Consider the following 20,843-nt stretch of genomic DNA (forward strand, 5'->3'; position numbering starts at 1 on the left):
ACGCGCGCGCTTCGTTATGGAGCGGGGAGCAGCGTTTCCGTCAGGTCGCCAAGAGGCCGCTGGCCGTGCGCTGCGATGGCGGCGTCACGATCCACCAGACCCCGCAGAGGCGTCAGGCTGAAGCGTCGGTTAAGAAACCGCTGGATCGAAGTGGTGTCGTAGGGCGTGTGTTCGACATGACCCTTTTTCACGAAGGGCGAGATCAGGAGTGCGGGAATGCGCGTCCCCGGTCCCCAGCGGTCCCCTTTCGGGGGCGCCACATGATCCCACAGGCCGCCGTTCTCGTCATAGGTGACGATGACGAACATATGCGGCCATTGCGGGGAGTGTTCGAGATGCTCGATCAGTGTGGCCAGATGCGCGTCGCCTGAGGTGATGTTGGCATATCCCGGATGCTGATCGAGATTGCCCTGGGGTTTGTAGAAGCTGACCTGCGGCAGACGTCCGGCATCGATATCGGCAAGGAACGTCACACCGTCCATGCCGCCATCGCGCAGATGCGCGCTTCGCGCCGCCGTGCCGGGAGCATAGGCGGCGTAATAATTGAAAGGTTGATGGTGCGGCTGGAACTCGGGCGGTGAGGGCTTGAGGCCGCGTTTGAGCGCATCGTTCCACGCTCCGGCATACCACGCCCAGCTTATGCCGGCCTGCGTCAGTTGCTCACCGATGGTGGTGTCTTTCTGGGGTGGAAGAGTCGTGGGTGCAGACGGATCGGAGAAGGCCGCATCCATGCCTTCGGGAGCCGGATTCCAGCTTGGCCGATAGGGCGGCTGCATGGTGTTCACGGCGTACCCATCGGGCGTGAGATTGCCGTCATGGACGAATTTCGGTGGCCCTTCGAGAGCCGAACGTGGGGAATTGGCGGCCAGCGCAAGCGCCTTGCCATCGGGCGTGGTGCGCGCGATCAGGTCTTTCGCAGGGCTGTTGGCGGCATCGGGATAGACCGGCGCGCAGGCGCAGATCAGCCACAGATGATTGAGGAAGGAGCCGCCGAAGGCGCCCATGAAGAAATGATCCGCCAGCGTGTAGCGCCGGGCGATGGACCACATCTTCATCCCTGCGCCAGCCCAGTTGCCCATCGGCATGGCGCCCGCGTTGCCCCATGCGACGAAGCCATCGTTGTTGCCGCCGTCGATCTGCATGCGGTTCTGGTAGAAACGGTGCCACAGATCCCGGGTGCGCAGGCTGTCGGGCACATTGAAGCCCTCGGCGGCGTCCACCTGAAAAGGCGCGTTGGGAAGATGCGCGGTCATATCCTGCGTGACAACCGGTGTGACGCCACGCCCCGTCAGGCCGCCCCAGATGGGTGGCAGTTCGGGCAACAGGCTACCGTCGCGGTCCCGTTGGCGCAGGGTGGAAGCGGGCGCATGATCCAATCCGTCCGCACCGGGAAAGCGTCCGTACAGGCTGTCGAAGGAACGGTTCTCGGCATAGATCACCACGACCGTATCGATCTGCGAGAGGCGTCTGTCAGCGGGTGCGGCTTGGGCGGCGGAAGCCGTGTCCGACAAAGCGGCAAACAACAGAAACGAGAGAGCCGGGAGTGAACGGCGCATGCGGCGGGTCTTCCATGCCATGACGAGAGGAGGCGGACGCGATGCGTCGTGGAGTGCGCAGGTCTTGTTGTAAGGAGCAGGTCTTGTTGTAAGGAAAAGCCGTTTTCGTGCAACCGGACGGAGGGGCCATGAGGGTCTGCGCGTCTGTGTGCGGGTTGGTCGTTCTCCTGACGGTCTTCGACATCTCTCCGCTTGCCGCCCAATCCGTGATGTCGCGCGCCGAGGTGCGGGCGCGAACAGCGGAACTGACGACACTTGGCGCCACGCTGTTCCGCGATCCGCGCCTTTCTGCGTCCGGGCGGGTGTCCTGCGCGTCCTGCCACGATCCGGCACATGGCTTCGGGTCGCCCGATGCGCGTCCGGTGCAGCCGGGTGGTGTGGACATGGCCCGCACCAGTTTCCGCGCTCCACCCTCGCTCACCTACCTTCAGGACGTGCCGGCGTTTTCCGAGCATGAGTTCGAGTCCGAGGATGAACTGGACGAAAGCGCGGACAACGGTCCGACAGGTGGACTGACATGGGACGGGCGTGTGGACCGCACAGCGGCGCAGGCGCGTATTCCGCTGCTCTCGCCCGATGAGATGGCAAATCCTGATGAGATGCCGGTGGAGAAGGCGTTGGCCGCAGCTGGCCACGGCCCGACGCTGGACCGGCTGGCGCTGAAAGGAGAGTCGCGATTCGCTGTCGCGCTGGAGGCGCTGGAAGCCTATCAGCAGGAGGCGAAGACGTTCTATCCCTTCACCAGTCGTTACGATGGCTGGCTGGCGGGAAAGGAAAAACTCACACCGCAGGAGCTTCACGGGCTGGCCCTGTTCGAAGATCCCGCGAAGGGGAACTGCTCGTCCTGCCATGTCAGTGCGCCGGGGCGCGATGGCTCACCACCGCGGTTCACCGATTACGGGTTGATCGCGCTTGCCGTGCCGCGCAACAGGCAGATCGCCGCCAACCACAACCCTGCCTTTCATGACCTCGGGCTGTGCGGCCCGCTCAGGACCGATTTTCGTGACCGGCCGGAGTATTGCGGTTTGTTCCGGACGCCCTCATTGCGCAATGTCGCGCAGCGGAAAGTGTTTTTCCATAACGGCGTTGTGCATGATCTGCGTGAGGCGGTGGCGTTCTATGTCACGCGCGACAGCGATCCGGGGCGATGGTATGCGCGCGGCCCCCACGGGGGAACGCTGTATGACGATCTTCCCCGCCGTTACTGGCCCAACATCAACATGGACCCGCCTTTCGGTCGCAAGACACCGGCACTTTCTGACGATGAGATTGACGCCGTTGTGGCCTTTCTCCGCACGCTCACGGATCGATAGTGACGGCAAGGCCGTGTGCGGCAGGTGGGAACTTCTTTCCCGCCTGCCTGTTTGTGCCCGTGTGCCCGATGGGAAAATGTGGCGCTTCGGCATTTGTTATTTACATAATAAATGAAATTATGAACATTATAAAATGTCGAAGGTCTGCGGCGGGTACCTATAATCCGACGTTCGATCACAAAAAATTGTTCCATGTCATGGACGGCCTGTGAATGGCTGATACATGGGGCACATAAACAGCTGTTTTTTCTAAGGAACCGAGCTGATGTCGTCTGCGACCGCTCTGTTGCTCGCCCGGTGGCAATTCGCCTTCACGGTCGGGTTTCATATCGTTTTTCCCGCCTTCTCCATCGGGCTTGCGGCCTTTCTGGTCGTGCTGGAGGGAAACTGGCTCAGGACCGGCAAGGAGGTGTACCTCTCCCTCTACCGCTACTGGCTGAAGGTCTTCTCCCTCGTCTTTGGCATGGGCGTCGTCTCCGGTCTCGTCATGTCCTACGAGTTCGGCACCAATTGGTCGGTTTTTTCGCGAAAAGCCGGGCCGATCACGGGTGTGCTGCTGTCCTACGAGGTGATGACGGCCTTCTTCCTTGAAGCCGGCTTTCTCGGTGTCATGCTGTTCGGCATGAACCGCGTGGGTAAAGGGCTGCATTTTGCCGCCACCTGCATGGTTTCGTTCGGCACGCTTGTTTCCATGACATGGATTCTTGCCTCCAATTCATGGATGCAGACCCCGCAGGGCTTCAGCATCGAGCCGGGCACGGGACGCTTCCTGCCCGAGAGCTGGACCGCGATCATCTTCAACCCGTCCTTTCCCTATCGTCTGTTGCATATGGGACTGGCGGCGTTCCTGTCGGTGGCCTTTGTGGTGGGTGCGACGGCGGCGTGGCACATGCTGGTCGCGCGCAGACGGGGTGAGAAAGCCAGCGAGCCGGTCCGCGTCATGTTCTCGATGGCGATGTGGATGGCCACCATCGTGGCCCCCGCCCAGCTTGTCGCGGGTGACATGCACGGTCTGAACACGCTGAAATATCAGCCCGCCAAGATCGCGGCGATGGAGGGCGACTGGGAGACGGAGGATCACGCTCCGGAGCTGCTGTTCGGTATTCCCAGCATGGAAGAGGAGCGCACGAATTATGCGGTGAAAGTGCCGCTGCTCGGTTCGCTCATCCTGACCCACAGCCTCGATGGCAAAGTGCCGGGACTGAAGGATTTTCCGAAAGAAGATCGTCCGCCGTCCTATGTCGTTTTCTTCAGCTTTCGCATCATGGTGGCGCTTGGTCTGCTGATGATCGGCGTCGGTCTGTGGTCGCTCTTCGCCCGTCTGCGCGGCAGGCTGTATGACAGTCTGCTGCTGCTGCGCGCGGCGGTGCTGATGGCACCGGCCGGCTTCCTTGCTCTGCTGTGCGGCTGGGTCACCACCGAGGTCGGGCGTCAACCATGGACGGTCTACGGTCAGCTTCGGACCGAACACAGCGTCTCGCCCATCATGCTGCCCAGCATGGCCATCAGCATGACCGCGTTCGTGGTCTGTTACTTCTTTGTCTTCGGCACGGGCCTGATCCTGCTGGTGCGCACCCTGCGTCAGAGTCCGGTTCTGGGTGAGCCTGCGCCCGACGAGACCGGTGATCTCATCGGGCAGAGATCCCACGGCCATGAGGCCGAGGCGATCAGGGGAGGATACTGACATGGATACGGCCGCTTACTGGCTCCCCGTCGTTTGGGGCGTGATTCTTGCCGTCGCCATCACGATCTATGTGGTGCTGGACGGTTTCGATCTCGGCATCGGCATCCTCTTCGGTCTTGAGCGGGACCGGGATCGTCGCGACGTGATGATCAACACCATCGCACCGACCTGGGACGGCAACGAAACGTGGATGGTTCTTGGGGGCGCCGTGCTCTACGGCGTCTTCCCCGGTGCCTATTCCGTGCTGCTGCCTGCGCTTTATCTGCCGATCCTGCTGATGCTCATCGCGCTCATCTTCCGTGGCGTGGCGTTCGAGTTCCGCGTGATCGGCCGTTCCTATGGTTACGGCGCGTTCTGGGATTTCGGCTTCATGGCCGGTTCCTTCATCGCGGCCTTCTGTCAGGGCGCGATCCTTGGAGGCGTCATTCAGGGTGTGAGCGTGACGGAGGATGCGTTCTCTGGGGGACCGTTCGACTGGCTCACGCCATTCAGCATCTTTTGCGGGTTGGCGGTTGCGTGCGGCTATACTCTGCTGGGCGCCTGCTGGCTGATCTGGCGCACGGAAGGGGATCTCCAGCAGAAGTGCCGTCGCTGGGCAAAGAGACTGGCACCGCTGTTCCTGATCTCCATCGGTCTCATCAGTTCCTTCATGTTGCTGATCCACGTCTCCTATCTGCATCGCTGGACGGACATGCCCGACATTCTGTTCGTGGCCCCCGTGCCGGTTCTGACGTTGATCCTCGCCATCGTGTTCTGGCGCAGTCTGTCGCAGCCGGAGGCGCACAAGACGCCGTTTGCGTGTGTGCTGGGCTGGTTTCTGCTGTGCCTATCGGGTTTCGGCATTTCCATCTGGCCGTACGCCGTGCCGCCGAAACTGACGCTGTGGGACGTGTCCTCACCGCCATCGAGCCAGCTCTTTCAGCTTGTGGGAACGGTCATCATCGTTCCGGTTATTCTCGGTTACACGATCTGGTCCTACCGGGTCTTCCGCGGCAAGGTGACGGCTGCGGACAGCCATCACTGAAACCGGCCCCATGACGACGCCCGACGGCCCACAGCCGGGATTTCTCCGGCGTTTTGGCTGGTTCGCCCTGATCTGGGTGGCCAGCACGACAGTTGTCATGGGAGGCGCGGAACTCATTCATATGATGATCCCGCGTTGAAATGCGGCGGCGCTGGAGCAGGGGATCCAGCGCCGCTTTTTTTATTTCTTAATGATCTTCGTGTTTCTGCTGTTCCTTATTTATTCTTTGAGGCGGACACAGACGTGTTTTGCCCGGATATGAAGGCAGATGAACGGACGTAGCCGGCAGTATTTCCAGCATCTGTTTCGGAGTGTCTGGAGCGCTGTCCTTGCGCGGTTTCCCTGCAGTGTCGTGCGGCCTCTGGTGCAGGATTGTAGCGGCGGCATCACGGCTATCGTTGGTTTGAGTCTGGGCGTGCTTCTGATGGCATTCGCCTGCGCCACGACGTTGGGAGAGGCAAACGTCGTCAAGAGCGACCTTCAGAGTGCGGTCGATGCGGCTGTGCTGGCGGGGGCACGCTCCAACGACACCACTACCAAAACGACTCACATGCAGTCCGTTTTCTGGCTCAACTTCGCCCGCAATGGCGCCTCCGGTGGGACCGGGCCGGGGGGAAGCGTGGCGACGATTACGTCACTGGAAGCGTCGGACAAGACGGTCAGCATGACGGCGAGTGCTACGGTCAGCGTCATACCCTACACTCATGCGTTCGATCTGCCGGTCAGAGCGTCTGCGAGCGCGCAGGCGTCCACCACGGGCGTGGAGATGGCGCTGGTGATCGACAACACCGGTTCGCTCGGTCACAGCGGCATGCAGGCCACCCGCGACGGCGCGAAAGCACTGATCGAGGCGGTGTTGCCCGATGACAGCGTGAAAGATACGTGGATTTCCATCGTGCCTTTTGGTGCGGTTGTGAATTTCGGTCCCACTCACACGAACTGGCTGTCTTCCAGTTTCAATGAAGAAGCCTACAGTCCGACAAGTTGGGAAGGCTGCATGATGGCGCGCACCGATGGCGGCCATGACCGTGATGACGCGACGCCCTCCGAAGCCCCCTTCGATGCCTTTATCTATCCCTCCACCTATCCCCAATGGGGACGTTTCGGCTGGACTTACACGTGGGGAGGCAACAGCGTTGTTCTCGCGTCTCCGTCGAAGGGCCAGAAGCCCGGCGATAACAGTTGGGACCGCTCCAATCCGGCGAGTATCAGCGAAACCTATAATTATCCAGAAAGCCCGTCCTATCCCGGCAGTTCGATCTACACGTCGAACGCAAGCAACCCGATCGGCTGGTTTGCCACCGGTCCCAATCTGGGTTGCCCTTATCAGCCCATCATTCCGGAAACCTCCGATCAGGCGACGCTGCTGGCGGCGATCGACAACATGCGGATGGTCTGGCGCGGTGGCACCATGATCAACACCGGCTTGCAGGCCGGCTGGCTGACCATCAGTTCCAACTGGCAAGGGTGGTGGGGGACGCAGACCTCCCGCAGGCTACGGGCAAGACCCAGAAGGTGATTGTTCTGATGACGGACGGCACCAATGGCTGGACATCCGTTTCGGGGCAGGGGCTTTATCCCGATGCCAATGGAGACGGCGACATGACGGCCTATGGGCGTTTGTCAGACAATACTCTCGGTGCGTCCGGCTCCGGCAGCGCTTATGTGCAGTTGAACGCCATCACCAGCGAGTTGTGCACCAACATCAAGGCGCAGGGCATCACGATCTATGTGCTGCTCTTCAACCATTCATCGTCCGTCGATACGACGACGCAAAATCTCATGGAAGGGTGCGCCACCTCCGGCGACACCTATTTCGTCTCACCCGATGCAGAATCGTTGCAGGCGACCTTCAGCCAGATCGGCAGTCAGATCGCCAATGTGATGCTTACGAAATAGGCGCCTCAATCAGTCTGCAAGTGCCGCCAGATCCTGTGGCGACAGGTCGATATCCGCAGGTATGAAACCGAAAATCTCGCCATAAAACGCGAGTTCGAGTTGGAAAGCACGTGTCAGCGTGTCTTCGCTGCGAAAACCATGGCCTTCACCAGGGAACTCGATCAGCGGGCAGCGCACATGATTGCGTCGCAGCGCCTCAACCATTGAGCGGGCCTGCGCGGGAGGCACCACGGTGTCGTCCAGTCCTTGCAGGAACAGGACCGGCGCGTGGATATGTTCCGCCATGAAAAGCGGTGAGCGGGCACGGTAGATGGCTTCCGCCGCAGGCCACGGACCGATCAGACCATCGAGATAGCGGGACTCGAACTTGTGGGTCTCCTGCGCCAGTGCTCGCAGATCCACTACGCCGTACAGGCTGACACCGGCGGCAAACACATCGGATGTGGCAAGGGCTGCCAGCACCGTCATGCCGCCGGCACTCGAACCCCGGATGGCGATGCGCCGTGCATCGACGCGGCCCGATGCGGCGATGTGACGGGTGGCGGCGATGCAATCCGCCACGTCGCGCACACCCCATTGGCCGTCCAATCGCTCTCGCCACGCACGCCCAAAGCCGGTCGAGCCGCTGTAATTCACATCCAGCACGGCGAAACCCCGACTGGTCCACCATTGCACCTTGAACGAGAACGACTCATTGGCGCGGGCCGTCGGACCGCCATGGGCCATGACGATCAGGGGCGGGCGTTCACCCTCGGGCACGCGGTAGCGATGGCTTGTGGGGGAGTAAAAAAAGGCGTGGCCGGTCGCGCCATCGTCGAGTGGGAAATGCACGCTCTCTGGCACGGCGATGTCCTCGCGCCCGAAGGGCAGTTCCGTGGCGCGACGCAACACGTGCGGTGGTTGATCGGGGTGCCCTGTCACGACGGCGGACGCGGCGTCTGCCGGGGCATCGAGCCACGCGAAGGCGGAGTCTTGTCCTGCAAGGGGCACAGGGCATTGATCGGGCTGTCCCAGATCGACCGGCATGGGGAGGAAGGTGCCCTCTTCCCCACGCATCAGGCGCACTGTGCGCGTCTGCCCATCTTTCACGACCAGAGCGAGAAGGGAGCCGTCAGGAAGAAGCGTGTAGCTGCGCTGGCCGAAGACCCAGTGTGGTTGGCCGATTTCGGCCTTCATGGGGCAGAGCGCGGTGGCGGCCGTGCCGTCCAGCGGGAAACGGTAGAGGTTCCACCAGCCGCTGCGGTCCGAAAGGGTAAGAAGAGTGCGCGCGTCCACCCAGTGGGGTTCGGTCACGGATTCGGAGGTGCCGCTTTTTCCCGCCAGCACACGGACAGGTGTGAGGGGCACGGGGCCGCTCAGGGGCGCCACGCACAGGCGTGTCGCCGTCCATGGCATGGCGGGATGGTCCCACTCGATCCACGCCAGATGAGCGCCATCGGGAGAAGGCGTGGGGGAGGAGTAGAAATCCGCTCCGCGTGCGAGGGTGCGGCTGTTGTCGTGTTGAGTGTCGCCATGCAGCGGCAGGGCCACGAGCATGTTGAGCGGTTCGCCTTTGCCGCGATGATCCTCGCACACGGCGAAGACATGTTTGCCGTCCGGTGAGAGGGCAAAATCCGCGTGCCGCAGTCCCGGTTCGCGGATCAGGCAACGCAGCGCGCCTGTGGCGACATCCAGCGCATACACCCCCTCGTCACGACGATTCGCGAACACCACAAACCCGTCGCGGGCGGTGCAAGCGCCCCCGCCATATTCATGGACTTTCGTGGCGACATCCATATCGGGCGGCGTCAGATCGCGCGGAGCAGCTCCTTCGCGCCACAGCACAAGGGCTGTGCGGCCTTTCTCGGCGGGACGACGTTCCAGCCACAGCACGGCGTCTCCCATGGTGGTGACAGCCGAAAGCGTGACGGTTTTTCCTGCAGCGAGTTTGGCTGTGACAGGCGAATGCCAGGTGCCACATGGAGCGGGCTGTCGGGTCATGAAACCTCCGCGGAAACAGGGAAACGGGCGGAAGCCTACAGGGTGTGCAGGCTTGACAGGGAGGTGTCCAGACGGTTCCTGACGAGTTCCGCTCCGCTCTCAGGATGTATCATTCTGCTACATTATCTTGAAACACTGCTCTCGCATTACGGTTACGGCATCATCGGGGTCGTGGTGATGCTCGAGAGCATGGGCTTTCCGTTGCCAGCGGAAAGTCTGCTGATCGGAGCGTCCATTCTCTGCGCCACTACCCATCACCTGAGCATCTACGGTGTGGTGGTGGCCGGTGTGACGGGCGCGATCATGGGCGATAATTTCGGCTACCTGATCGGCCATATTTTCGGATTCAAGTTCCTGCATCGCTATGGAAAATATGTGGGACTGACGGCGGACCGCATTCTTCTGGGACGCTACATTTTTCGTCGCCATGGCGGTGTGGTGGTATTTTTCGGTCGGTTCATTGCGGTGCTGCGGGTGTTCGTAGCGCTTCTGGCAGGGGCGAACCGCATGCCCTGGCACACGTTTCTCCTGCACAATGCGTTGGGCGGACTCTGCTGGGCCGGTGGCTACAGCATGGGAGCCTATTTTCTTGGACAGGCCGCGACCAAGCTCTCCGGTCCCATTGCGTGGGGCGTGGGCGCGGTGGCGGTCATCATCGGCATATGGGTGCTGATTTTTCTCCGCAGTAACGAGAGTCGTCTCATCGCGCAGGCCATGGAAGCGGCGAAGCACGACAAGGATCTGATCAGCGGGATCGAATCGGAGGTAACGAACGGATGACAGCAGCAATGGCGGCGACGGATTTTCTTGCATCTCTTGAACGGCAGGAGGGCCGCGTGGCGGTCGTCACCGGCGCGAACAGCGGGCTTGGGTTCGAGACGGCGTGTGGATTGGCCGCTCTCGGCGCGCACGTGATCCTTGCCGCCCGGAACGAGGAGCGCAACGCGAGCGCGCTGCAAGCGCTGCTGAAGCGCGTGCCCGGTGCAAAAGCGGAAACAGCGCGACTGGATCTGGCGTCTCTTGAATCGGTTGCCGCTTTTGCCGAGGGCCTGCATGCGCGTCTTCCGGCCCTCGACATTCTGGTCAACAACGCGGGCGTGATGGCACCTCCCCTGCGACAGGAGACGGTGGACGGCTTCGAGATACAGTTCGGGGTCAATCATCTGGGGCATTTCGCCCTGACCGGACGGCTCAAGTCTCTGCTGGAAGCCGGACGCGGCATTGTCATTCCGGTGGCGAGCCTTGCGGCCGTGCATGCACATATCCAGTTCGACGATCTTCAGTGGCGCGCGCGTTACAGTCCGTTCGGAGCCTACAGGCAGAGTAAGCTGGCGAATCTTCTGTTCGGGCTGGAACTGGCGCGTCGGGCCAAGAAAGAGGGGTGGAACCTGCACGCACGTATCGCGCATCCGGGTTGGGCGCGAACCAGCCTCGTCAGCAACGGTATGGCGAAGGGCGTGAGTGCCTTGCGGGCATGGATCATCGATCATGGCTCGGCGCAGGCTTTCCGCTGGTTCGGTCAGTCGGCACAGGCGGGCGCGGAGCCGATCCTGTATGCCATCGCGTCCCGCCGGGCACGGGACAGTGTTTATTACGGACCGGATGGCGCGGGTGAGCGCAAGGGGCCGCCGGGCTGCGCGATCATTCCACCATCCGCGCACGATCCGTCCGTGGCGCGGCGGTTGTGGGAAGTGTCGGAGCGTCTGACGGGTGTGGCGTTCTGACCTTTCGGGCCTGGCCCTGTGTCGATACATCGTAAAAGTTGGATGACATAAAAAAAGCCCCGGATTTTCCGGGGCTTTTTCTTTGGGCGATCAGTTGTTCATCGCTTCGAAGAAGTCGTGGTTGGTCTTGCTGTATTTCAGCTTGTCCAACAGGAACTCCATCGCGTCCATCGTGCCCATGGGGGCGAGGATGCGGCGCAGAACCCACATCTTCGACAGGGTAGCGCGATCGACCAGCAACTCTTCCTTACGGGTGCCGCTCTTGGTGATGTCGATGGCCGGGAACACGCGCTTGTCCGCCAGCTTGCGGTCAAGGATCAGTTCGGAGTTGCCGGTGCCCTTGAACTCTTCGAAGATCACCTCGTCCATGCGCGATCCGGTGTCGATCAGCGCTGTGGCGATGATGGTCAGCGAACCGCCTTCCTCGATGTTACGGGCCGCACCGAAGAAGCGCTTGGGGCGCTGAAGCGCGTTGGCGTCCACACCGCCGGTCAGCACCTTGCCCGATGAAGGGACGACGGTGTTGTAGGCGCGGGCCAGACGGGTGATGGAGTCGAGCAGGATCACCACGTCACGCTTGTGCTCGACAAGCCGCTTGGCTTTTTCCAACACCATCTCCGTGACCTGCACGTGACGCTGCGCCGGTTCATCGAAGGTGGAGGCCACGACTTCACCACGCACGGAGCGGGCCATGTCGGTCACTTCCTCGGGGCGCTCATCGATCAGCAGAACGATCAGGAACACTTCGGGGTGGTTGGCCGAGATCGAGCTGGCGATGCTCTGGAGCATCACGGTCTTGCCGGTGCGTGGCGGGGCGACGATCAGTGCGCGCTGGCCCATGCCGATGGGGGAGACGAGATCGATGACGCGGGACGTCAGATCGCGTGTCTGCCCCTTCTTGCCCTTGGCGGGAGGCTCAAGATCGACCGCCTGATTCTCGACTTCCATCTGGAGCCGGCGCTCTGGGTAGAGCGGCGTCAGATTGTCGAAGTTGATGCGGTGACGGACGGCTTCGGGCGGCTCGAAATTGATCGTGTTGATCTTGAGCAGGGAGAAGTAACGCTCGCCATCGCGCGGGGCACGGATCTGGCCCTCGACCGTGTCGCCGGTGCGCAGGCCGAAGCGGCGCACCTGTACGGGAGAGATATAGATGTCGTCGGGGCCGGGGAGATAGTTGGCTTCGGGAGAGCGGAGGTAACCGAAGCCATCGGGAAGGATCTCGAGAGTGCCATCGCCGTAGATCGCCTGGTCGTTGTCGGCCAGTGTCTTGAGGATGGTGAACATCAGCTCCTGCTTGCGCAGGGAGGAGGCGTTCTCGATGCCGAGGCTTTCGGCATAGGTCAGGAGATCGGCCGGAGACTTGGCCTTGAGTTCTGCAAGATGCATCGTGAGGAAATGCCCTGATTTCAGGCTATCGGGGAGGGCCAGGTCTCTTGCGGGTCCGTATCCGGAGCGTGCCAGCCGGAAGGCCGGCAGGGAACGACCGAGGGTCGTGGCAAAAGACTGGATCTGAGGAACGCACCCGCCGGACAAGGCCCGGCTGATGGTGAGTGTCGCATTACTGTCCGTGAGAGGGTCTTGTCAAGCGAGTGGGGACGTCTCCGGCGATGAAGCGATTATTCGCCCCATTTCAGCCAGCCACGCTTCCAGAACCAGATCAGCGGCAGAATGACGGACAGCGCCATCAGCACCAGAGAATACCAGTAGCCCCATGCCCAGTTCAGCTCGGGAATGTTCTTGAAGTTCATGCCGTAAATGCCGGCGATCAGCGTAGGCGCCACGCCGATGAAGCTGACGACTGTGAGCACCTTCATGCTGTCGTTCTGCTCGATACTGATGAAGCCAAGCGCCGCATCGAGCAGGAATTCGACTTTCCCGGACAACTGGGAGACGAAATCGGTCAGGGAGGAAACGTCACGATTGACCGTGGCGAGGCGTGCTTCCAGCCCCTTGGCCAGTTCGCGCTTGCGGTTCTCACTGATGTAGATGGCGATGCGGTCCAGTCCCAGAAGACTGTCGCGCACGAGGGAGGCGAAATCCTCGGCGTGACCGACCCGTCGCATGATGGTGCGTTGCCACGATGCGACGCGCTGGTCGCGCTTGGGATTGTAGCCCGAGAACACATCGCGGGAGAGTTGGTTCAGGTTCAACCCCACCTGTTCGAGCACATCGGCCAGACGGTCCACGATGCATTCGAGGATGACCACCAGAGCTTCATCGCTGCTGATGGCGTGAGTGGTATCGGAGACCTGACGTGCCGCGGTATTGAAAGAATTGTAGTCCGAAAAGCGGATGGTCACGAGGTAGTTCCGGGTGAGGACGAAACCGATGGGGGTGGAATCGAGTTCCGTGTCCGTGCGCCGCACAAGAGGTGTGGAGACATAGACCGCGTTTTCCTCCGTATGGAGGCGGGACGAACTTTCGATTTCCTCAAGGTCGTTGCGCTGCGGAATGCTTTCGCCGCAGATGCGTGCCGCCAGCGCCCGCTCATTGTCGGTCGGATCAACCAGATCGAGCCAGACTGCGCCTGTCGCGTCTGTTTCCGTCTCCACGGCGCGGGCGGGCTGTCCGGTCCGATGAGCCAGAAACATGCGGTCACTCCTGCAGGGCTGCCAGACGCGGGGCGCCAGTGTTTAATGAAGGTGTGTTGTCGCAGAATACGCCAAATGTATCAAATGATGGCTGGATGACGGGCAAAGAGGTGGCATCCCGGTCTAGGGGGTGCTGTAAATGGAGTTTGTGCTGCATTCGATGCGATTGAAGCGAGGAGAGTGCAACATGATGTGCACGGCTCGCGCGGACATAAGGGGCTTCTGTCCGAAGCAATCGACCTCAATGCAAGAAGGCCACTTCGTCTGTATGTGAGGATTTGGTCAGACCTACCGCGCCGGATACGCGGAAGGACCGGAGCCACGAAGCCCCGGTCCTAAGCCGCTCAGGCGGGCTTGTTCTCGAACACCGTGGTCACCGTGCGGGCCACGCTTTCGCGCCATTGCGGCATCTTCACACCGAACACCTGCGCCAGCTTACCGTTGTCCATGCGCGAATCGGCCGGACGCTTGGCGGGCGTGGGCCAGTCTTCGGTGCGGATGGCCGCGACCTCGGGCATTTTCTGTCCGTGCTTCGCCGCTTCTTCCAGCGCCGCAACGGCCAGTTCATGCCATGTCGCCTCACCCGTGCCGCAGGCGTGGTAAATGCCCGCGAACTCGTCTTTCCATCCATTGCGCTCAATGAGGCCAAGGATGTCCAGAATCGCCTGTGCCAGATCGTCCGAGCAGGTCGGGTTGCCGCGCTGATCGCCCACGACCTTGAGGGCCGGGTTCTTCGCACCCGCGTTGATCATGGTGCGCACGAAGTTCTTGCCGTGCGCGGAATAGACCCATGACGTGCGCAGGATGATGGCCTTGGGATCGGCCGCCAGCACTTTCTGCTCACCTTCGGCCTTGGTGCGGCCATAGACCGTCTCGGGAGAGACGGGGTCCGTCTCCACATACGGCGCGCCCTTGTCGCCCGAGAACACATAGTCCGTGGAAACATGCACGAACGGAATGTTGCGCTTGGCGCAGGCTGCGGCCAGCAGAGCGGGACCTGTGCAGTTGGCGGCATCCGCTCCCGCCACTTCGGTCTCGGCCAGATCGACGGCGGTCCACGCGGCGGCGTTCACCACGGCGGAGGGATTGTACTTCGCCAGCGTGGCCTTGATGGTCTCGGGACGTTCGAAGTCGAACTCCGGACGACCGACGCGCACGACACGCGCTCCCCCAAGATTGGCGAGCGATGTGGCGAGCTGCCCGTTACCGCCAGTGACGAGGATGGGGCCTGTGGCTGTGCTGCTCATGAGTAGTGGAACCATCCCTTGGCGGCGGAGAACTCAGGGGCTTCCAGATCTTTCTCGGACAGCACCGCTTCTTCCGGCTTGATGGGCCAGTCGATGGCGAGTTCCTTGCTGTTCCAGATCACCGCGCGCTCGGAAGCCTTGTCGTAGAGGCCCGTGCATTTGTACTGCACCTCGGCATTTTCGGTCAGGGTGCAGAAACCGTGCAGGAAGCCGGGCGGAATCCACAGTTGCGACCAGTTGTCCTCGGACAGTTCAGCGGCCACCCACTTGCCATAGGTGGGCGAGCCGGTGCGGGCGTCGATGGCCACGTCCCAGATCGCGCCCTTGGTGCAACGCACGAGTTTGCCCTGCGCGTGCGGGTCGAGTTGGCAGTGCAGGCCGCGCACTACGCCTTTCTGGCGCGACAGGCTCTGGTTGTCCTGCACGAAAGGCTGCGTGATGCCCGCATCCTTCATGCGCTGGATGTTGTAGGTTTCAGAGAAGAACCCGCGATTATCCGCGAATTTCGGGGGGGTGACGAGGATGACGTCAGGAATCGCCAGACGTTCGACCTTCATGATTCAGCTCCACGAAATGAGGACATCGCCGGGATGGAAGTGGGGCGATGTCGGTGCGCCTCGGTTTTTCGAGGCTAAGGGTAAATATGAGAAGGGGCGCGAAAAATCGTCCGCGCCCCCTGTTCCTCACATCTGATCGGCGTGATCGGCCACTTCCCGCAGCATGCGGCCAAGTTCGGTCTTGCCCATCTTGGCCGCATGGGTGCGCAACTGCTGAGCGTCGATATAGCCCATGCGGAAGGCGACTTCGGCGGGGGAGCCGACGAGCATACCCTGACGCGCCTGAATGGTGTGGACGAACTGGCCCGCCTGCATCAGGCTTTCCGGCAGTCCGGCGTCCAGCCACGCGCAGCCGCGGCCCAGACGATCGACCTGAAGCGAGCCTTCTTCCAGATAGAAGCGGTTGAGATCGGTGATCTCCAACTCGCCGCGCGGGGAGGGCTTCACCTGACGGGCGAAGTCATAGACGCGCTCATCGTAGAAATAGAGTCCGGTAATGGCCCAGTTGGACTGCGGCTTGTTGGGCTTTTCCTCGACGGTCAGGGCGGTGCCGTTCTCATCGAAGCTGACCACGCCGTAACGCTCGGGGTCACGCACCTGATAGGCGAAGACGGTCGCGCCCTTCTCGAGGGCGGCGGCCTTCTGGAGCGACTTCGACAGATGATCGGCGAAGATCAGGTTGTCGCCCAGCGCCAGTGCGCAGGGACAGCCCTTGAGCCAGTCGCCCGCAATGATGAAGGCCTGCGCGATGCCATCGGGGCTGGGCTGTTCGCGGTATTCGAAGCGCACGCCGAACTGCGAGCCATCCCCCAGCAGCCGCTTGAACTGCGGCAGATCGGCGGGGGTGGAGATGATCATGATGTCCTTGATGCCCGCCAGCATGAGCGTGGTGAGCGGGTAATAGACCATCGGCTTGTCATAGACGGGCAGGAGCTGCTTGCTCGCGGCCAGCGTCATCGGGTACAGGCGCGTGCCCGATCCACCGGCGAGCAGAATGCCCTTCATGTTCGTTTCGACTTTGGGAGTCTGGGTCATGGATCAGTGCTTTCCCGAGTTCTGCTGCGTGGCCTGTCCCAGACGCTCGCCCGTGTAGCGACGGGCCCGGATGGACTCCCACCACGTGCGGTTGTCGAGATACCACTGGACGGTTCGACGGATGCCGGATTCGAAATCGTGCTTCGCTTTCCAGCCGAGGGCCTTCTCGGCGTGCGAAGGATCGATCTCGTATTTGAAATCATGGCCGGGACGGTCGGTCACGAAACGGATCAGGCGCTCGCGCGGACCGGCGGGATCGGGGCGCAGCTCATCGAGCACGGCACAGATCGTCTTGACGACTTCAAGGTTGGTGCGCGGCTGACGGGCGCCGATGGCGTAGGTCTCGCCCGGTTCACCCACCTCGACGGCGCGTACCAGAGCTTCGGCATGGTCTTCCACGAACAGCCAGTCGCGGATGTTCTCGCCCTTGCCGTACACAGGCAGTTCCTTGCCCTCGATCGCATTGATCGTGACCAGCGGGATCAGCTTCTCGGGGAAATGCCAGATGCCGTAATTGTTGGTGGTGTTGGTCACGAAGGTCGGCAGACCGTAGGTGTGGAACCACGCGCGAACCAGATGGTCGGACGACGCCTTGGACGCGGAATACGGGCTGCGGGGGTCATACGGCGTCGTCTCGGTGAACGGCGGATCGTCCAGACCGAGGGCACCGAACACTTCGTCGGTGGAGATGTGGTGGAAACGGAACGCCTTGCGGGCGGCTTCATCCAGCGTCTGCCAATAGCCGCGCGCGGCTTCGAGCAGGGTGTAGGTGCCGACCACGTTGGTCTGGATGAACACGCCCGGACCGTCGATGGAGCGGTCCACATGGCTCTCGGCAGCCAGATGCATCACGGCGTCGGGACGGAAGCTCTCGAACAGCTTCGCCAGCGCGGGACCGTCGGTGATGTTCACCTGCGCGAACTGGTAGCGGTCCGAAGACGCGACGCTTGCCACGGTTTCGGGCGAGGCGGCATAGGTCATGCAGTCCACATTGAGGACCGAGTGATCGGTCGCGCCGATAATGTGGCGCACCACGGCGGAGCCAATGAAGCCGCAACCGCCTGTTAAAAGAATACGCATCAGAACATCCCGTTTCGAGTGCCCGGCAAAGGCTTAACCTGTTGTCTAATAACCAACACAGCGTCTCATCACCAGCGCGTGTGCATGGATTATCACCTGTCATTTGACTGTAACATGGACATGTTCATGTCACTTTGACGATGCTTGTGGCACACATGATGTCCTTTTGACGGCAAACGGAAGCGCAGATGCTGGCAGACCCTCCCGTGATGGCACGGTCGTGTATTCCCGCACGCCCCGATCTGCAGGTCGTGGCCGAAGGACGCAGGCTACGCCTCCTTCCCGACGGGGAGGCGCCTTTCCGTGTCATGATGGACGGCACGCTCGGCCTGTCGGGAAACTTCACCGCCAAGCGTCTGACAACCAATCAGGTGGGGATTTTGCGCCATGCTCTGGAGCTTGCCGCTCTCGTGGAGGGAAGTGGCGGGCTTCTCGCGCCCTGTCTGCGCGCAAGTTTCGCCGCCGCGCGAACGGCTGCCCTGTTCCGGGCGCTGGATGGGGAGACGGACGACATCCCGGACTGGTCGCGGGAAATGGGAGGCCGGACGCCGCTCTCCGCTTCGCGTGTGGCCGCTCTCTGGCCGGTTCTGAGGCCGTTTCTCTCTTTTCCTGCCGGTGTTCTGCCCGTTTCGTTGGATCGGGAGACCGCTCTGGCTGTTTCGAAGTGGCTGGAGCGGACGTGGAACCTGATCGGTCCAGCCGAAACTCTGATGGCGGCAGGGGGAGACGCCCGCCTCGAACTCGATCCGCACACCGGCCTCAATCATTACGGCTGTTCTCACAGACCTCGGCCATGGGCTGTCACCTTTTCGTCCTCGACCGCGTCGTCCGTCTCGGAGAGAGGCTTTGCGGGCGCGGAGCAGGCGCGGCTGCGTCTTCAGAGGGCGCTGCTGCATGATGAGGGGCAGAAAACACTCGCCGCGATGGCGCGCGAAATACGGTCGTTTCTTGCCCGACATTTCGATCTGCCGAATGGCGAGCACGTCATCCTCGCACCGTCCGGCACGGATTGCGAACTGGCGGCGCTGGTGCTCTCGGAGCGGAATCCGGCGCATCGTCCTGTCACCAATATCCTGATCGCCCCCGAAGAAACCGGAAGCGGTGTGCCGCTGGCGGCCGCAGGGCGGCACTTTGCCAGTGACACGGCGCGTGTCCCGCATGTGGAGCGTGGCGCGATCATTCCGGGCTTTTGCAAGGCCGGGGCGGTTGAGGTTGAGGTGGTGCCTCTCCGATGTTCCAGTGGCGAGGAAGTGCCTGCCGCCGAACTAGTGCAGCGATGTCGAAATCTCGTGCAAACGGCCGCACGGCACGGTCGTCATGTGCTGCTGCATCAGCTTGACCTGTCCAAGACCGGCCTCCTTGCTCCTGATGAGAGGGAGCTTTCGGCACTGGCCGAAGAATCCGGCGCTGCACTGGATGTCGTGGTCGATGCCTGTCAGGCGCGTCTCATGCCCGAACGTGTGGGGGGATGGGTCCGCGCCGGGCGTGCGGTCATGGTGACGGGCTCGAAATTCGTCACCGGCCCACCGTTCTGCGGCGCGTTGCTGCTGCCCGAAGCGTGGCGGGCGCGGCTGGAGGCTGCCGATGACCTGCCTGCGGGCCTGAAGGATTATGCAGGACAAGGGGAGTGGCCCGCCTGTGCTGCGACGCGCGAGTTGTCAGCGGTCTCCAATCACGGGCTGATTTTGCGTTGGCAGGCGGCCATTGCCGAGATGAAAGCGCTTGAAGCGGTGCCAACCCCCGAAATCGGACGCAGGCTCGATGTCTTTCTCGGTGCCGTGCGTGCTGCCATGGAACAGGCCAATGACATCCGGTTGCTGACAACGCCCTCGCCGATTCGCCCACATCTTGCGCAGGAATGGGACGACAGGAGCACCATCCTGTGTTTTCTCGTGCGCGCGGTCGATGGCGTTGAGGATGACGCGACGTTCCGGCCGATGAATCTGGAGGACGCGCGGCGCCTGTATCGCTGGCTGAATGCCGATCTGCGTCCCGCTTTCTCTCCCAATGAGACAGCCTATCATGACCCGAATGCCGGTCTTCTGTGCCATGTCGGGCAGCCGGTTGCGGTTCCGAGTGCGGAACTCGCGGGTGAGATGGCGGGTGCTCTGCGGATTTCGGCGGGTGCGCGGCTCGTCTCGGGCGAGCCGTCGCACGAGGGTCTGGACACGGATGTCCGGCTGGCCCGCGAGATTGGGGACGCGCGAAGGATTCTCGCCAAGGTGGCGTTGATCCGTCGGCATTGGGCGCGGATCGCCCGTCACGATCCTCAGCCGACCTATGCGCCGGTGATGTGCGATGAAGACGATATGACAGGCTGGACTGGAAAACGATAATGGCAGACGGGACGATGAACGCGACGACGGTGGATCAGCGTAATCACGGGCATTTTCTCGATGCGCCCAAACTGGAGCCCGGCATCACCCGTTTTTGGCTGATCCGTCATGCGCTGGTGGAGCAGAACGCCCGCACGATGATGTACGGCACTATGGACGTTCCGCTGTGCCCCGACAGTCTCGTCGCGCAGCAGCCGATGTATGAGGCGCTGGCCCGTCGTCTGCCGCGTGAGGCGCGGTGGTTCATCACGCCGCTGTCACGCACGCGGCGTACCGCCCAGACCATCCAGAATGCCGGCTATGGCGCGCGTGGCCTGACGGTGGAACCCGGGCTTGTCGAGCAGGATCTGGGAGAATGGCAGGGGCTTTCCCATGACGAGTTTCCTGATCGTCTGGAAGAGGCACCGCATTGTTTCTGGCCAATTTCCGCCAGCGAGACGCCACCGGGCGGGGAAAGCATGGAGACTGTCTGTAGTCGCGTGGGGCGTACACTCGACCATCTGGCCCAGACACACGTCAAGGAGGACATGATTGTCGTCAGCCACGGAGGCGCGATCCGGGCTGCTATTGCCCATGCCCTGAAAATCGATGCGGATACGACGCTGCATTTTTCCATCCAGAACCTGTCTCTGACGATTCTGGAGCGCCTCAATGGTTCGTGGCGTGTGGTGACGGTGAACGAGTTGCCCGGAATCTGAGCGATTTTTCCCAAGTGGGCGGGCTGTCTTGGCATGAGTGAAATTTTTCTTTCGCAAATGGCATTTTGTGGGTTGTGTCCACCGAGAGCCTGATCTAGATAACCCCTCGTCGCAGACGA

18 protein-coding genes are annotated in these 20,843 nt (G+C 61.9%); 10 read left to right on the top strand and 8 right to left on the bottom strand.

From position 1 onward, the window contains the following. Nucleotides 1–14 precede the first annotated feature (14 nt). The gene (gene acpA, locus GOB87_RS00590; protein ID WP_242006068.1) at nucleotides 15–1,556 is read right to left on the bottom strand and encodes an acid phosphatase; all 1,542 of its coding nucleotides are present in this window, start codon (nucleotides 1,554–1,556) and stop codon (nucleotides 15–17) included. A 128-nt stretch (nucleotides 1,557–1,684) separates the two neighbouring features. On the opposite strand from acpA, the gene GOB87_RS00595 reads away from it, so the two are divergent. The 6 genes from GOB87_RS00595 to GOB87_RS00620 all read left to right on the top strand — a co-directional run bounded on the left by GOB87_RS00595 (nucleotide 1,685) and on the right by GOB87_RS00620 (nucleotide 7,476). After that, nucleotides 1,685–2,869 (top strand): cytochrome-c peroxidase, encoded by a 1,185-nt coding sequence (locus GOB87_RS00595; protein WP_166312601.1) that lies wholly within the window; start codon nucleotides 1,685–1,687, stop codon nucleotides 2,867–2,869. 265 nt (nucleotides 2,870–3,134) lie between these two features. After that, the gene (locus GOB87_RS00600; protein WP_166312602.1) at nucleotides 3,135–4,553 is read left to right on the top strand and encodes a cytochrome ubiquinol oxidase subunit I; all 1,419 of its coding nucleotides are present in this window, start codon (nucleotides 3,135–3,137) and stop codon (nucleotides 4,551–4,553) included. A 1-nt stretch (nucleotide 4,554) separates the two neighbouring features. After that, nucleotides 4,555–5,577: a cytochrome d ubiquinol oxidase subunit II gene (cydB, locus tag GOB87_RS00605; protein WP_166312603.1), complete on the top strand. Its 1,023-nt coding sequence runs from the start codon at nucleotides 4,555–4,557 to the stop codon at nucleotides 5,575–5,577. A 10-nt stretch (nucleotides 5,578–5,587) separates the two neighbouring features. Further along, nucleotides 5,588–5,716: a DUF2474 domain-containing protein gene (locus GOB87_RS00610; RefSeq protein ID WP_166312604.1), complete on the top strand. Its 129-nt coding sequence runs from the start codon at nucleotides 5,588–5,590 to the stop codon at nucleotides 5,714–5,716. 129 nt (nucleotides 5,717–5,845) lie between these two features. Continuing rightward, nucleotides 5,846–7,096: a TadE/TadG family type IV pilus assembly protein gene (locus GOB87_RS00615; RefSeq protein ID WP_166312605.1), complete on the top strand. Its 1,251-nt coding sequence runs from the start codon at nucleotides 5,846–5,848 to the stop codon at nucleotides 7,094–7,096. 8 nt (nucleotides 7,097–7,104) lie between these two features. Beyond that, the gene (locus GOB87_RS00620) at nucleotides 7,105–7,476 is read left to right on the top strand and encodes a hypothetical protein (protein WP_166312606.1); all 372 of its coding nucleotides are present in this window, start codon (nucleotides 7,105–7,107) and stop codon (nucleotides 7,474–7,476) included. 9 nt (nucleotides 7,477–7,485) lie between these two features. On the opposite strand, the gene GOB87_RS00625 is transcribed toward GOB87_RS00620, so the two are convergent. Beyond that, on the bottom strand, nucleotides 7,486–9,456 hold the full coding sequence (locus GOB87_RS00625) for a S9 family peptidase (protein WP_166312607.1): 1,971 nt from the start codon (nucleotides 9,454–9,456) through the stop codon (nucleotides 7,486–7,488). A 177-nt stretch (nucleotides 9,457–9,633) separates the two neighbouring features. Here GOB87_RS00625 and GOB87_RS00630 point away from each other — a divergent pair, with 177 nt between their 5' ends. Together GOB87_RS00630 and GOB87_RS00635 are read left to right on the top strand one after the other, a co-directional pair. Next, on the top strand, nucleotides 9,634–10,236 hold the full coding sequence (locus GOB87_RS00630) for a DedA family protein (protein ID WP_194303151.1): 603 nt from the start codon (nucleotides 9,634–9,636) through the stop codon (nucleotides 10,234–10,236). After that, nucleotides 10,233–11,180 (top strand): SDR family oxidoreductase, encoded by a 948-nt coding sequence (locus tag GOB87_RS00635; RefSeq protein WP_166312609.1) that lies wholly within the window; start codon nucleotides 10,233–10,235, stop codon nucleotides 11,178–11,180. Before GOB87_RS00630 ends, GOB87_RS00635 begins: the two co-directional genes overlap by 4 nt. Nucleotides 11,181–11,270: 90 nt before the next feature. Here the strand turns inward: GOB87_RS00635 and rho are convergent, their stop codons facing one another. From rho to rfbB, 6 genes are all read right to left on the bottom strand, one after another. After that, nucleotides 11,271–12,566, bottom strand: a complete 1,296-nt coding sequence (gene rho, locus GOB87_RS00640; RefSeq protein WP_166312610.1) for a transcription termination factor Rho — start codon at nucleotides 12,564–12,566, stop codon at nucleotides 11,271–11,273. A gap of 230 nt (nucleotides 12,567–12,796) precedes the next feature. After that, entirely contained in the window at nucleotides 12,797–13,771 is a 975-nt protein-coding gene (corA, locus tag GOB87_RS00645; RefSeq protein ID WP_166312611.1) for a magnesium/cobalt transporter CorA, read from the bottom strand. A 344-nt stretch (nucleotides 13,772–14,115) separates the two neighbouring features. After that, nucleotides 14,116–15,018, bottom strand: a complete 903-nt coding sequence (gene rfbD / locus GOB87_RS00650; protein ID WP_194303144.1) for a dTDP-4-dehydrorhamnose reductase — start codon at nucleotides 15,016–15,018, stop codon at nucleotides 14,116–14,118. Then, nucleotides 15,015–15,575, bottom strand: a complete 561-nt coding sequence (gene rfbC / locus GOB87_RS00655) for a dTDP-4-dehydrorhamnose 3,5-epimerase (protein WP_166312613.1) — start codon at nucleotides 15,573–15,575, stop codon at nucleotides 15,015–15,017. Before rfbC ends, rfbD begins: the two co-directional genes overlap by 4 nt. 126 nt (nucleotides 15,576–15,701) lie before the next feature. Beyond that, on the bottom strand, nucleotides 15,702–16,580 hold the full coding sequence (gene rfbA, locus GOB87_RS00660) for a glucose-1-phosphate thymidylyltransferase RfbA (RefSeq protein WP_194303152.1): 879 nt from the start codon (nucleotides 16,578–16,580) through the stop codon (nucleotides 15,702–15,704). A gap of 33 nt (nucleotides 16,581–16,613) precedes the next feature. After that, nucleotides 16,614–17,690, bottom strand: a complete 1,077-nt coding sequence (rfbB, locus tag GOB87_RS00665) for a dTDP-glucose 4,6-dehydratase (RefSeq protein ID WP_166312615.1) — start codon at nucleotides 17,688–17,690, stop codon at nucleotides 16,614–16,616. Between the two features lie 188 nt (nucleotides 17,691–17,878). Here rfbB and GOB87_RS00670 point away from each other — a divergent pair, with 188 nt between their 5' ends. After that, complete coding sequence (locus GOB87_RS00670; RefSeq protein ID WP_166312616.1) at nucleotides 17,879–20,026, top strand: hypothetical protein; 2,148 nt, start codon at nucleotides 17,879–17,881, stop codon at nucleotides 20,024–20,026. Further along, nucleotides 20,026–20,724 carry a histidine phosphatase family protein gene (locus tag GOB87_RS00675; RefSeq protein WP_242006069.1) on the top strand — a complete coding sequence of 233 codons (699 nt, stop codon included), beginning with the start codon at nucleotides 20,026–20,028 and terminating at the stop codon, nucleotides 20,722–20,724. The genes GOB87_RS00670 and GOB87_RS00675 overlap by 1 nt, the downstream gene beginning before the upstream one ends. Nucleotides 20,725–20,843 lie beyond the last annotated feature (119 nt).

The organism is Acetobacter estunensis, assembly GCF_011516945.1.
GTDB classification, from domain to species: Bacteria; Pseudomonadota; Alphaproteobacteria; order Acetobacterales; family Acetobacteraceae; genus Acetobacter; species Acetobacter estunensis.

What these genes read in the sequence shown, in the direction of transcription:
- GOB87_RS00595 (WP_166312601.1), top strand. Translation starts at nt 1,685, where the DNA reads ATGAGGGTCTGCGCGTCTGTGTGCGGGTTGGTCGTTCTCCTGACGGTC.
- rfbC (WP_166312613.1), bottom strand. Translation starts at nt 15,575, where the DNA reads ATGAAGGTCGAACGTCTGGCGATTCCTGACGTCATCCTCGTCACCCCC.
- cydB (WP_166312603.1), top strand. Translation starts at nt 4,555, where the DNA reads ATGGATACGGCCGCTTACTGGCTCCCCGTCGTTTGGGGCGTGATTCTT.
- rho (WP_166312610.1), bottom strand. Translation starts at nt 12,566, where the DNA reads ATGCATCTTGCAGAACTCAAGGCCAAGTCTCCGGCCGATCTCCTGACC.
- acpA (WP_242006068.1), bottom strand. Translation starts at nt 1,556, where the DNA reads ATGCGCCGTTCACTCCCGGCTCTCTCGTTTCTGTTGTTTGCCGCTTTG.
- GOB87_RS00615 (WP_166312605.1), top strand. Translation starts at nt 5,846, where the DNA reads ATGAACGGACGTAGCCGGCAGTATTTCCAGCATCTGTTTCGGAGTGTC.
- GOB87_RS00610 (WP_166312604.1), top strand. Translation starts at nt 5,588, where the DNA reads ATGACGACGCCCGACGGCCCACAGCCGGGATTTCTCCGGCGTTTTGGC.
- GOB87_RS00600 (WP_166312602.1), top strand. Translation starts at nt 3,135, where the DNA reads ATGTCGTCTGCGACCGCTCTGTTGCTCGCCCGGTGGCAATTCGCCTTC.
- GOB87_RS00675 (WP_242006069.1), top strand. Translation starts at nt 20,026, where the DNA reads ATGGCAGACGGGACGATGAACGCGACGACGGTGGATCAGCGTAATCAC.
- GOB87_RS00625 (WP_166312607.1), bottom strand. Translation starts at nt 9,456, where the DNA reads ATGACCCGACAGCCCGCTCCATGTGGCACCTGGCATTCGCCTGTCACA.
- GOB87_RS00630 (WP_194303151.1), top strand. Translation starts at nt 9,634, where the DNA reads ATGCTCGAGAGCATGGGCTTTCCGTTGCCAGCGGAAAGTCTGCTGATC.
- rfbB (WP_166312615.1), bottom strand. Translation starts at nt 17,690, where the DNA reads ATGCGTATTCTTTTAACAGGCGGTTGCGGCTTCATTGGCTCCGCCGTG.
- GOB87_RS00620 (WP_166312606.1), top strand. Translation starts at nt 7,105, where the DNA reads ATGACGGACGGCACCAATGGCTGGACATCCGTTTCGGGGCAGGGGCTT.
- GOB87_RS00635 (WP_166312609.1), top strand. Translation starts at nt 10,233, where the DNA reads ATGACAGCAGCAATGGCGGCGACGGATTTTCTTGCATCTCTTGAACGG.
- rfbD (WP_194303144.1), bottom strand. Translation starts at nt 15,018, where the DNA reads ATGAGCAGCACAGCCACAGGCCCCATCCTCGTCACTGGCGGTAACGGG.
- corA (WP_166312611.1), bottom strand. Translation starts at nt 13,771, where the DNA reads ATGTTTCTGGCTCATCGGACCGGACAGCCCGCCCGCGCCGTGGAGACG.
- GOB87_RS00670 (WP_166312616.1), top strand. Translation starts at nt 17,879, where the DNA reads ATGCTGGCAGACCCTCCCGTGATGGCACGGTCGTGTATTCCCGCACGC.
- rfbA (WP_194303152.1), bottom strand. Translation starts at nt 16,580, where the DNA reads ATGAAGGGCATTCTGCTCGCCGGTGGATCGGGCACGCGCCTGTACCCG.